The sequence below is a fragment of the Nocardia thailandica NBRC 100428 genome, assembly GCF_000308795.1.
GTDB classification, from domain to species: domain Bacteria; phylum Actinomycetota; class Actinomycetes; order Mycobacteriales; family Mycobacteriaceae; genus Nocardia; species Nocardia thailandica.
Map to the genome: position 1 here is coordinate 1 of NZ_BAGK01000221.1, position 11,443 is coordinate 11,443.

At 71.3% G+C, this 11,443-nt stretch carries 13 protein-coding genes; 3 read left to right on the top strand and 10 right to left on the bottom strand.

Annotated features, from left to right (window positions below; all coding sequences use genetic code 11):
• Together ON36_RS25270 and ON36_RS25275 are read left to right on the top strand one after the other, a co-directional pair.
• On the top strand, nucleotides 1-251 hold a 251-nt coding region (locus tag ON36_RS25270), incomplete at its 5' end, for an SEL1-like repeat protein (protein WP_043658555.1).
• A gap of 259 nt (nucleotides 252-510) precedes the next feature.
• Entirely contained in the window at nucleotides 511-789 is a 279-nt protein-coding gene (locus tag ON36_RS25275; RefSeq protein WP_043658557.1) for a hypothetical protein, read from the top strand.
• Between the two features lie 5 nt (nucleotides 790-794).
• Here ON36_RS25275 and ON36_RS25280 read toward each other — a convergent pair whose 3' ends face one another.
• From ON36_RS25280 to ON36_RS25300, 5 genes are all read right to left on the bottom strand, one after another.
• A complete protein-coding gene (locus ON36_RS25280) occupies nucleotides 795-2,363 on the bottom strand; it encodes a bifunctional uroporphyrinogen-III C-methyltransferase/uroporphyrinogen-III synthase (RefSeq protein WP_043658559.1) in 1,569 nt (522 codons plus the stop codon).
• Nucleotides 2,360-3,397, bottom strand: coding sequence for a hydroxymethylbilane synthase (gene hemC, locus ON36_RS25285; RefSeq protein ID WP_043658561.1), 1,038 nt, complete (start codon nucleotides 3,395-3,397; stop codon nucleotides 2,360-2,362). The genes ON36_RS25280 and hemC overlap by 4 nt, the downstream gene beginning before the upstream one ends.
• Nucleotides 3,394-4,833 carry a glutamyl-tRNA reductase gene (locus ON36_RS25290; RefSeq protein WP_043658563.1) on the bottom strand — a complete coding sequence of 480 codons (1,440 nt, stop codon included), beginning with the start codon at nucleotides 4,831-4,833 and terminating at the stop codon, nucleotides 3,394-3,396. The genes hemC and ON36_RS25290 overlap by 4 nt, the downstream gene beginning before the upstream one ends.
• Nucleotides 4,830-5,705 carry a redox-sensing transcriptional repressor Rex gene (locus ON36_RS25295; RefSeq protein WP_043658565.1) on the bottom strand — a complete coding sequence of 292 codons (876 nt, stop codon included), beginning with the start codon at nucleotides 5,703-5,705 and terminating at the stop codon, nucleotides 4,830-4,832. The genes ON36_RS25290 and ON36_RS25295 overlap by 4 nt, the downstream gene beginning before the upstream one ends.
• Nucleotides 5,706-5,911: 206 nt before the next feature.
• Entirely contained in the window at nucleotides 5,912-6,178 is a 267-nt protein-coding gene (locus tag ON36_RS25300; protein ID WP_043658566.1) for a glutaredoxin family protein, read from the bottom strand.
• Nucleotides 6,179-6,267: 89 nt separating this feature from the next.
• On the opposite strand from ON36_RS25300, the gene ON36_RS25305 reads away from it, so the two are divergent.
• Nucleotides 6,268-7,263, top strand: a complete 996-nt coding sequence (locus tag ON36_RS25305) for an HAD family hydrolase (protein WP_043658567.1) — start codon at nucleotides 6,268-6,270, stop codon at nucleotides 7,261-7,263.
• Nucleotides 7,264-7,597: 334 nt separating this feature from the next.
• Here the strand turns inward: ON36_RS25305 and ON36_RS25310 are convergent, their stop codons facing one another.
• The 5 genes from ON36_RS25310 to proC form a co-directional block, all read right to left on the bottom strand.
• Nucleotides 7,598-8,617 carry a lysophospholipid acyltransferase family protein gene (locus tag ON36_RS25310; RefSeq protein ID WP_043658569.1) on the bottom strand — a complete coding sequence of 340 codons (1,020 nt, stop codon included), beginning with the start codon at nucleotides 8,615-8,617 and terminating at the stop codon, nucleotides 7,598-7,600.
• A complete protein-coding gene (locus ON36_RS25315; protein WP_052314335.1) occupies nucleotides 8,614-9,714 on the bottom strand; it encodes an NAD-dependent epimerase/dehydratase family protein in 1,101 nt (366 codons plus the stop codon). Before ON36_RS25315 ends, ON36_RS25310 begins: the two co-directional genes overlap by 4 nt.
• 185 nt (nucleotides 9,715-9,899) lie before the next feature.
• Nucleotides 9,900-10,001 (bottom strand): 30S ribosomal protein bS22, encoded by a 102-nt coding sequence (locus ON36_RS33810; protein WP_003402602.1) that lies wholly within the window; start codon nucleotides 9,999-10,001, stop codon nucleotides 9,900-9,902.
• 182 nt (nucleotides 10,002-10,183) lie between these two features.
• Nucleotides 10,184-10,453: a helix-turn-helix domain-containing protein gene (locus ON36_RS25320; protein WP_245558195.1), complete on the bottom strand. Its 270-nt coding sequence runs from the start codon at nucleotides 10,451-10,453 to the stop codon at nucleotides 10,184-10,186.
• A gap of 163 nt (nucleotides 10,454-10,616) precedes the next feature.
• On the bottom strand, nucleotides 10,617-11,435 hold the full coding sequence (gene proC / locus ON36_RS25325; RefSeq protein WP_043658572.1) for a pyrroline-5-carboxylate reductase: 819 nt from the start codon (nucleotides 11,433-11,435) through the stop codon (nucleotides 10,617-10,619).
• Nucleotides 11,436-11,443 lie beyond the last annotated feature (8 nt).

Genomic DNA, 11,443 nt, shown 5'->3' on the forward strand with positions numbered 1-11,443 from the left:
TCTACGCCGACTCGGGCGATCCGGACGAGGCGCGGCGCTGGCTGCGCCGGGGCGCGGACGCCGACGATCCGGACGCGATGTTCCAGCTGGCCGTCCTGCTGCGCCGCGGGCTCGGCGCCGCGCGGCCGGAGGTCGCCGACCCCGGCGACCCGGCCCCGGCGGGCGAGCCGCACGCGGAGTCCGAGTACTGGCTGCGCCGCGCGGCCGATCGGGGCCACCCACAGGCGCTGGAATTCCTGACCCGGCGGTGACCGCCTCCCGCGGCGCGGCGGGGAAGACGAGGCCCGCGCCTCCCCCTCCGGGCGCGCGGGCAGGTCAACCATAGACGACCACATGGTCGTCCGGTTGCCCCCAATTCTCCGGGCGCCGACGCCGCCCCGAACCACCTTGACCGGCAGGCGCTTTCGTCACGACGGCGCCGAAACCTGTCGGTGGGCGGCGGTATGATCGAAAGCGTGTTCGAGGGATCGGCGGATGTCGCGCCGGTTCCCATCGAGACGGGAGGACACGATGCACGCACTCGCCACCGCACCCCTCATCACCGAGGCCTACCGCCCCCTGGAGAAGCGCAGGCTGCCCGCGGGCAGGCCGCGCTCCTGGTACGTCATGCACAACCGCAGGCTCAAGGCCATGCGGCTGACCATCGCCCTGCTCGATTCGGGCGTCTACCTGCCCGGCCAGGCCACCAACGGCGTCATCCGGCACGCCGCCGAACAGATCGACATCCACCCGCCGTCCGACGCCACCTGCCGGCTGGTCCGCACCCTGCTGCGCTACAGCAGGGGGTGACGGACCTACCGGCTGCTGCGGCGGCTCTTCTTGCGCGGCGGGGGCAGCAGGCCCTCGGCGCGCAGGCGGGCGGCGTGCTCGGCCAGGGCCTCGACCAGCGGGCCGACCTGGGCGACCTCGGGCTGCACGTCGACGCGCAGGCCGAACTCGATGGCGGTCTCGGCCGTCTTGGGGCCGATGCACGCCACGATCGTGCGTGCGTGCGGCTTGCCCGCGATGCCGACCAGGTTCCGCACCGTCGAGGACGAGGTGAACAGGACCGCGTCGAAACCGCCGGTCTTGATCATCTCGCGGGTCTCGGCGGGCGGCGGCGAGGCGCGCACCGTGCGGTAGGCCGTCACGTCGTCGATCTCCCAGCCGCGTTCGCGCAGGCCCTCGGCGAGGGTCTCGGTCGCGATGTCGGCGCGGGGCAGCAGGACCCGGTTGACCGGGTCGAACACGTCGTCGTAGGGCGGGAAGTCCGCCAGCAGGCCCTCGGAGGACTGCTCGCCCGACGGCACCAGCTCGGGGTTGATCCCGAAGGAGCGCACCTTGTCGGCGGTCGCCTCGCCCACGCAGGCGATCTTCACGCCCGAGAAGGCGCGCGCGTCGAGGCCGAACTCGGCGAACTTCTCCCACACCGCGCGCACGGCGTTGGTCGAGGTGAACACCACCCACTGGTAGCGGCCGTCCACCAGGCCCTTGACCGCCCGCTCCATCTGGGCGGGGCTGCGCGGCGGCTCGACCGCGATGGTCGGCACCTCCATCGGGATGGCGCCGTGGGTGACGAGGCGTTCGCTCATCTCCCCGGCCTGGTCCTTGGTGCGCGGCACCAGCACGGTCCAGCCGTAGAGCGCCCGCGACTCCCACCACGACATCTTCGACCGCTTCTCCACTTCCTTGCCGACGGTGACGACCAGCGGGCCGACCAGCTCGGAGGCGGCGTTGTTCAGCGTCGCCAGGGTGGCCTCGATGGTGCGCTGCTGACGGGTGGTGCCGCGCACGGTCACCGCGACGGGCGTCTGCGGGGCCATGCCGTGCTCCACCAGGGCGCTCGCGGTCTCGGCCAGGTGGCCGGAGGTCGCGTGCAGGACCAGCGGGCCCGGCGCGGCGGCCAGCGCGGCCCAGTCGGCCTCGCCGCGCACGTCGGCCTCGGTGTGCCCGGAGCCGAGGGCGATTCCGGCGTAGCTGGGCACGGCCGAGCCCGTCGGCAGGCCGGGCAGCACCTCGAAGACCATGTGCGAGCGGGTGACGGCGTTGACCTCGTTGATCACCGAGTCGGTGGTCAGCGGGTCGCCCGCGACCACGCGCACCACGTCGTGGCCGTTGCGGGCCTCGGCGATGAGGGTCTTGGCGACCTCGGCGGGCTCACCGAGCGCGGGCCGCACGTCCACCGGGTGGTCACCGTTCTCCTCGACCGGCACGCCGGCGCCGATCAGTGCCAGCACGCCCTTGTCGACATCGGGATCGGTGAACGCCAGGGTGGCCCGTTCGAGCACCTCGCGCGCACGCACGGTCAGCAGGGCCGGGTCGCCGGGCCCGGATCCGACGAAAAGGATCCGACCGGGTTGCTTCTTGGTGGCTCGGCTGCTCATCGGCTGTTCTCCATCGGGCTGGAATGGTTGAAGTCTGGGGTGGGCGCGGCCGGATCGGCGTCGCTCAGCAGCTCGCGAGCACCCAGATCCAGCAGTTCGCGCGCGAGGGCGCGGCCCAGCGCGTCCGCGTCCTTCGGCGCGCCGACGATCGACGCGCGCAGCACGTCCGAGCCGTCGACCGCGGCGGCGCAGCCGCGCAGCGAGAGTTCGTCGAAGATGCGGCCGTCCTCGTCGATCGACTCGACGACCTCGGCGAGCGCGCCGACCGGCGCGGTGCACCCGGCCTCCAGCTCGGCCAGCAGCGCCCGCTCGGCGACCACCGCGGCGCGGGTGGCCGCGTCGTCGAGCCCGGCCAGGATCTCGACCAGGGCGTGGTCGTCGCTGCGGCACTCGACCGCCAGCGCGCCCTGCGCGGGGGCGGGCAGCATCTGCACCGGCTCGAGCGCCTCGGTGACGACGTCGAGGCGGTCGATCCGCGACAGCCCGGCCCTGGCCACCACGACGGCGTCCAGTTCGCCGCCGCTGACCTTGCCGAGGCGGGTGTCGAGGTTGCCGCGGAGCGGCACGATGTCCAGACCGAGGCCGAGGGCCGCGAGCTGGGCGACGCGGCGCGGCGCCGAGGTGCCGACCTTCGCGCCCGCGGGCAGCTCGCCGAGCACGAGTCCGTCCCGGGCGACCAGCGCGTCGCGGGGGTCCTCCCGGGGCGGGACGGCGGCGATCGTGAAGCGCGCGTCCGGCGCGGTGGGCAGATCCTTGTAGGAGTGCACAGCGATATCGATACCGCCCGCGGCGAGCTCATCGCGCAGAGCGGAGGTGAACACGCCGACACCGATCTGGGCGACCGGCTCGGCGGACAGGTCGCCGGGGGTCTTGACGACCACCAGTTCGGCGGGCTGACCGGCGGCGATCAGCGCGTCACGGACGTGGCCGGACTGGGTAAGGGCCAGCAGGCTGCCGCGGGTGCCGATCCGCCACGGCGCGCGGGTGCCGGTTGTCTCGGAATCGCTCACGGTGTGTTCCTGCGTCGTCGTCATGGTTTCTGTCCCTGGTCGTCGCCGAGGTGCCCGGCGGTGAAGTCGTCGGCCAGCGCGATCTCGCCGTCGAAGACGAAGTGGGCGGCGCCGGGACCGGTCGCGGCGATCTCGGTGACCTCCATCGGCGCCGCGACCGCCTGCACCGCGCCGGGCTTGAGCTCGAACAGCTCCCGCAGCGCCTCGGCGTAGGTGTCGCCGCCGGGGGTGGAGGCCAGCTGCTTGACCCGCACCGTCGGCGCGTGCAGCAGCTTGTCGACCACCCGGCGCACCGTCCGCGCGACCTCGTCGCGGGCCGGGTCGGTCAGGTCGGGCAGCCGCGAGTCCAGGCGGAGCAGTTCGGCTTCCACGACCTCGGCCGCGCGCTGGCGCAGCGCGGCCACGGTCGGGGTGACCTCGGCCATGCGCTGGCCGGTCAGGTACTTGGCGAGTTCGTCGGCGACGATCGCGCGCGCGGCGGCGGTGTCGTCGGCGGCGGCGCCCGCGGCGGGGTCGCGCTGCAGGGACTCGATGTCGATGACCGCGACGCCGGGCAGCCCGGCCACCGCGTGCTCGACGTCGCGGGGCAGGCCGAGGTCGCAGAACACCAGGGTGCGGTCGGGGGCGGTGCGGGCCCGCTCGGCCAGCGCGCGGTGCGTGTCGGCCAGCGTCACCACGGCCCCGACCGCGCCGGTACAGGTGAAGACCACGTCGGCCTCGGCCATGACGCGGGTGAGCTCGGACATCTCGACGGCCTCGGCCGCGACGCCGTGCAGGGTCCGGCCGGTCTCGGCGAGCCGCTGGGCGCGATCGAAGGTCCGGTTGACCACCTGCACGCGGCCGATGCCCGCCCGCGAGAGGTGCGCGACCGCGAGCCCGCCCATGGCGCCCGCGCCGAGCACCACCGCGGTCTTGCCGGTCAGGTCGCCGACGACGCCGCGCGCGCGATCCAGCGCCACCGACACCACCGACGCGCCCGCGCGGTCGATCCCGGTCTCGGCGTGCACCCGCTTGCCGACCCGCAGGCCGGTCTGCGCCAGCTCGTGCAGGGTGCGCCCGACGGCCTGCTGGCTGTCGGCGCTGGCGTAGGCGCTGCGGATCTGGCTGAGCACCTGCTGTTCGCCGACCACCATCGAGTCGAGGCCGCTGGCGACCGCGAACAGGTGCTCGGCGGCGGCCTCGCTGTAGCGGACGTAGGCGTGCTTGGTCAGGTCCGACAGGGGCAGGCCCGAGTGCTTGGTGAGCATCTCCCCGACCTCGCCGAGACCGCCGTGGAAGGCGTCGACGACCGCGTACACCTCGACCCGGTTGCAGGTGGAGACGATCATCGCCTCCGACACGTGGCTCGAGGTGAGCAGGCGGTCGATCAGCTTCGGCCGGTCCGACTCGCTGATGGCCACCTTCTCCAGCACCGACACCGGTGCGCTCCGGTGCGAGATGCCGACCAGAAGAACGCTCATGGGGTGATCACCGATCCCTGGGTACTCGGCGCCGTCGCCGAGTGCGGCGCCCTGGGCGCGCCGCGTCGCTGCTGCCTGCCGCCGCGGGTCGCGGTGACCTGCGCGGGATGTTCGAGAGCGGTATGTGTGGGCACCGGGGGCACCCGGCGCGCGATCCGGCCGGAGACCGCCTGGGCGACCTCGGCCATCGGGGGTGCGTCGGCGTCGTTGCGCGAGGCGTCGAAGGACAGCATCTGCAGTTCCATCGCCAGGTCGACCCGGCGGATCTCGACGTGCGCGGGCACGCTCAGCTCGCACGGCGCGAAGCTCAGGATGGACACCAGCCCGGCCGCGACCAGCTGATCGCAGACCTCCTGGGCGGCCTCGTCGGGCACCGCGAGCACGGCGATCGTCGGGTCGAGCGCGCCGACCCGTTCGGCGAGCAGCGCGGTGTCGGCGACCTCGAGGCCCGCGTAGTTGCGGCCGATGATCTGCGGATCGTTGTCGAAGATGCCGACCACGGTGAAGCCGCGCACGCCGAAACCGCCGTAGCCGACCAGGGCGCGGCCCAGATTGCCCGCCCCGATCAGCACCACCCGATGTCCCTGCGACAGACCGAGCACGTCCTCGATCCTGGTGCGCAACTTCGCCACGTCATAGCCGACACCCCGGACTCCGTTGGGTCCGAGGAAAGAAAGATCCTTGCGCAGCTTCGCCGAATTGACACCCGCCGCGACAGCGAGTTCCTCACTCGATACGATGGCAACACCCTCGTCGGCCAAGACGGCGAGAACCCGGAGGTAGGTAGCCAGGCGAGTCACGGTGGCCTGGGGAATGTCCCGTTGAAGAGCCTTGCCGGAGGCGCCACCTGGCGTCTCGTGCTGCTCTGTCACGTCGTCGGCTCCTCGGTCCGGGCCTGATCGCGCCGGAGAATTGGTGAAGGGGTCATGCTGACCCGGCCACCGCCGCCGACTTACAGGTCGGCGGTGCGGATCGCGTGCCACCACCGTAACCGCTTGTGCAGGCGTTCACAAAGTCGGTGAAATGCGCCTCATTTTCGGCCGTGACCTCCCACAGCGGGGAAAACGGACACCATTCGTCAGGGCCGGCGGCTCAGGTCGGCCCGCAAACGGGGTTCGTCGACGTCGAAATAGCTGTGTTCGCGGCCGTCCAGCAGCACGACGGGCAGCCGGTCGCCGTACTCGGCGCGCAGGCCGGGGTCGGTCGCGGCGGCCTCGTCGACGTCGACGGTGCCGGGCTCGAGACCGAAATCACGACAGATCTCCCGCAAATGCGCGAGTGCGGTGGTACACAATCCGCAGCCCGCGCGGGTCAGCAGGGTGACGGTGTGTGTGGGATTCGTCATGGGCCTTATTCAATCGTCTCTCACCCGGCCCGGCTTGTCGGCCGATCCGGTTACTGTGGACATGTTCACGCGACTAGCGGAGGGTACTGGTGCCGGAGCGTTCGAAGGTGGATAGGTCCGGATTCGTCGCCGGCCGTTTCGGTGAGTTTCCGGTGCGCTGGTCCGAGCAGCTGGCGCGGTTCCCGCGCAGCCCGTTCGGGCCCAGCGAGGAAGAGCTGCGGGCCAACCTCGCGGGCGAGGCCAGCGCCGACGCGGCGCTGTCGCTCCACGCCGACGAGCTCGCGGCCGAGCCCGGCGAGGACAGCCCCGAGATCCCCCGCGACCTGACCGCGGCCGCGTTCTTCGACGTGGACAACACCATGGTCCAGGGCGCCTCGATCGTGCACTTCGCCCGTGGCCTCGCCGCGCGCAAGTACTTCAAGACCTCCGACCTGGTCGACGTGGCCTGGAAGCAGGTCAAGTTCCGGGTCACCGGCAAGGAGAACTCCTCCGACATGGCCTCGGGCAAGGAGAAGGCCCTGTCGTTCATCGCGGGCCGCCCGACCGCCGAGCTGACCGCGCTCGGCGAGGAGATCTACGACGAGATCATCGCCGACAAGATCTGGCCCGGCACCCGGGCCCTCGCCCAGATGCACCTCGACGCGGGCCAGCAGGTCTGGCTGGTCACCGCGACCCCGGTGGAGCTCGCCCAGGTCATCGCCAAGCGCCTCGGCCTGACCGGCGCGCTCGGCACCGTCGCCGAGAGCGTGGACGGCCGCTTCACCGGCCGCCTGGTCGGCGACATCCTGCACGGCCTCGGCAAGGCGCACGCCGTGCGCACGCTCGCGGTCCGCGAGGGCCTGAACCTGAAGCGCTGCACCGCCTACTCCGACAGCCACAACGACGTCCCGATGCTGTCGCTCGTCGGCACCGCGGTCGCCATCAACCCCGACTCCGACCTGCGCGAGGTCGCCAAGAACCGGGGCTGGGAGATCCGCGACTTCCGCACCGGCCGCAAGGCCGCCAAGATCGGCGTCCCGACCGCCCTCGCCCTCGGCGCCGCCGGCGGCGCCGTAGCCGCCGCCGTCACCCGCAAACGCGGCTGAGTCGCCGTCCGGCCGAGACTGCCACAGCCCAGCCCGGCCCTGGCGGCACGCCGGTTCCGGGCCGCCGAGCGAGCCGAGGTGGCGGCCACCCTCGACCACGGACCCGAACCCACCCGCCCGCGCCTACCGATGTCCCCACGAAACGCGGGCGGGATTGCGCCACGAATCCGACCCGCCCCGAACAGGCCGACCCCGAGGAGTCCCGGCGAGCGAAGCGAGCGTCGCGGCCGCCCCAACGGAAACGACCCGAGACCATGCGCCGAAGGCGCGAGTATCGGGTCGTTTCCGTCGGGGCCCGAAGGGCCGCGACTCGAGCGCGCCAGCGCTCCACATCTCAGCCCAGGACGGCGTTTCGGCGCTTGGCCAGGAGCTTGTAGAGGGTCTGCTGGATGGTTTCGCGGACCTGGTCGGTGACCTCGAACATGGTCATCGGGTCGTCGGCCTCTTCGGGCGCGTACCCCGTGGTGGCGATGGGTTCACCGAATTCGATGTACCACTTCGACGGCATCGGCACGGCGCCGAGCGGGCCGAGGTGCGGGAACAGCGGGGTCACCGGGAAGTACGGCAGACCGAGCAGGCGGGCCAGCGGCTTGATGTCGGCGAGCTTGGGATAGATCTCCTCCGAGCCGACGATCGAGCACGGGATGATCGGCACGCCGGTGCGGACCGCGGCGGAGACGAAGCCGCCGCGGCCGAAGCGCTGCAGCTTGTAGCGGTCGGTGTAGTTCTTGCCGACGCCTTTGAAGCCCTCGGGGAACACGCCGGCGACCTGCCCGGACCGCAGCAGCCGTTCGGCGTCGGGGTGGCAGGCCAGGGTGTGGCCTGCCTTGCGGGCCAGCGCGCCGAGGACGGGCAGTTCGAAGATGAGGTCGGCGGCGAGCAGGCGCAGGGCGCGCTGTTCGGGGTGCTTGTCGTGGATGGCCAGCTGGAGCATGAGGCCGTCGAGGGGGACGGTGCCCGCGTGGTTGGCCACGATGAGCGCGCCGCCGGTGGCGGGGATGTGCTCGATGCCGTCGACCTCGACCCGGAACCAGTACTCCGACAGCGGGCGGAGCGCGGGCAGGATGAACGTCTCGAGCAGGTGCTCGTCGTAGCCGAATTCGTCGACCTGGTAGTCGCCGGTGAGCCGGCGGCGGGCGAATTCGGCGGTCTTGGCGATCTGGCCCGCGGCCGCGTCGCGCAGGAGCTCGCTCAGCGACTTGGCTTCGGGGCGCGGCATGCCCGGCCTGCGGTCCGACAGTGCGGTCACCGGACTGGGCTGCTGCGGCTGTTCGGGCCATCGCCGCGGGTTCGGGCGGGGCCGTGGTTCGACGCTGTTGACGTCGAGCCGGATGACTTTCGCTCCCTCGTTCATGTATGCGCTCCCGTACCGGCCCCGATGAGGCCGAGCAGTTTGTTTTCTGCGGCGTCGATCCAGGACGGATCGAACACGGGTCGCAACGCTGCGCCCGCAATGTAGTCGTCGAACGCCTGGACCGTGGTCCAGCGTGGGGTGAAGCCGAGTTCGGTGCGCATCCGGGTGGTGTCCAGACCGCAACCGAAGTGGAAATAGTCGGGTTGCTCGGTGCTGAAGCCGCGCATCACCGGGCCCATGAAGGTGCGCCCGACGGTGCGGAAGACGACGAACGGCACCGGCGCCACGATCCGGCCCGCCCGGCGCACGGCCTGCGAGAGGGCGAGGGCGCCGTCACCCGCGACGTTGAACGTGCCACCCGGCGCGCGCAGCGCGGCGTGCACGAGCGCGGCGACCGCGTCCTCCTCGTGCAGCAATTGCAGACGCGCGTCCCGTCCGAGCACGGTAGGTGTCACCGGAGAACGCAGATATTGCACACCGCGTTTCGCGACCCGCGGGCCCACGATCGGAGCGAATCGGAGAATCGACGCGGAAATATCGGGCCGACGGCGCGCCAATCCACGCACCAGCCCCTCGATATCGATCATGTCGCGCGCAAACCAACCGGCCGGTGGAGTTCGCGCGCCCATTTCCTCGGTGAATTTCGCCGGGTCCTTCGCGCTGCACCCGTAGATCGCCGACGACGAGCGCACCACCACCCGCCGCACCGACGGCGTCTTCTGGCAGACCGCCAGCAGCTGCATGGCGCCCAGGACGTTGAAGTCCTTCATCACCGCCCTGCCGCCACCGGCGGGCGGGCGGACCAGCACGGCCGGATGCACGACGGTGTCGACGTCGTTGCCCTCCACGACCTTGCGGATCAGCGGGTTGCGGATATCGGCCCGGACGAACTCGGCGCGGCCCATGCGCCTGCGCAGCTCGCGTCCGGGGGGCATGGTGTCGACGGCGATGATCCGTTCGATACCGGGCTCGGCGGCGAGCCGGGACACGACATTGCCACCGAAGAAGCGGCCGGCGCCTGTTACCAGCACCACCTTCGGTGTGTGTCGATCACGTGCGTCGGTACCCGACGACCCTGTCCCCACTCGAGCCCCCATTTCTATTTGTCAACCCCGGGTACAAGAGTAGCCGCCCGCACCGGGAACACCATGAGGTTCAACAAGGATTTAACGATGACACTGCTCACTGCCACAAACGGCGAATGTGCAAAACCTCACCATTTCAAAACGAGAGCCCGCCTCCTCCGACGCGGGAGGGGCGGGCTCGTCGCTGGCACGCAGGCTTACTTGCCGAGTTTGCGCCGCTGAACACGCGTGCGGCGAAGCAGCTTGCGGTGCTTCTTCTTCGACATGCGCTTGCGGCGCTTCTTGATCACAGAACCCATAGGGTTTCCTCGCGTTCTCTCTACTCGGCATACACACGCGGTGTCGCGTGCGTCGTCTTGCGGCCGCCGCACACTTCGACACCACGAAACGGCGCCACCGGCGGCGGACACGAACCGAGGGTTCATGCTACCGGGGCACCATCACGGCGGCGAAACCGCCCTGCACCACCTGGGAGTGGGGCTCAGCCCGCGTCGAAGTAGGACGTCTCCAGATAGTCGTGGACCGCCTTGGCGTGGACGCGGAAGGAGCGTCCCACCCGCACCGCGGGCAGCTCGCCCGAGTGCACCAGCCGGTACACCGTCATCTTCGACACCCGCATCAGCGCCGCCACCTCGGCGACGGTGAGGAACTGCGTTCCGCCCCCGATCACCGATTGCGCCTGCGGGGGCACGGGTCTCGGTCCGGATGGGCCGGAACCTCCACTCGCGCCCGGTGAATTGTTTGCAGACATCTTGTTCGAAGACATCATCGCACCATTGACCTCCGGCACGTCCGCGCCGCCGGCTTCCCCACCGGCGGAACAGACACGCACGTGCTCCTCCGAGCTTAGCGTGACCAGTGGGATTACTGCGACGGGTGTGAGAAATCCGGTTTTCAGGGCCGGTACCCGACCGTCATTCGTTCGACGCGCCCTGTTCGGCAGATCGTTGCCTGGATGCGTGCAGCGCCTCCAGGAACGCCGAGCGCAGACCGCCGCGCTCGAGCTCCCGCAACGCCGCCGCGGTGGTGCCCGCCGGGGAGGTGACCGCGGCCCGTAGATCGACCGCGCTCTGCCCGGTCTCGTCGAGCAGCGCCGCCGACCCGATCATGGTCTGCACCACGAGCTGGGTGGCCACATCGCGCGTCAGCCCCAGGCTCACGCCGGCGTCCACCATCGCCTCGACGACGAGGAAGAAGTACGCCGGGCCCGAGCCCGACACCGCGGTGACCGCGTCCATCTGCGATTCGGCCACCGTCACCACCTTACCCACGGTGGCCAGCACCTCGCCGACCTGCTCGAGCTGCTCGGCGTCGGCGTAGCGGCCCGGCGCGAGCGCGCTCATGCCCTGCCCGACCAGCATCGGCGTGTTCGACATGACACGCACTACCGGGAAGCCCGCGGGCAGCCGCGCCTCCAGCCGCGCGGTGGTGACACCGGCGGCCAGCGAGACCAGCACCTGCTCGCGGCCGCTGTCGAGGTCGGCCTTGCTGAGGTCGAGCAGCACCGCGTCGACGTCACCCGGCTTGACCGCGACGACCACCAGGTCGGCGCCGACGACGGCGTCGGACACCGACGGGGTCACCCGCACCCCGAAACGCTCGGCGAGCTGCTCCGCGCGCGCGGGCGCCGTCTCGACGACGACCAGGTCCTTGTTGGCCCGCCCGGCCTCCAACAGCCCGGCGATCAACGCCTCACCGATGCGCCCGCCACCGACCACCGCAATTCTCGTCATGGGGGAAA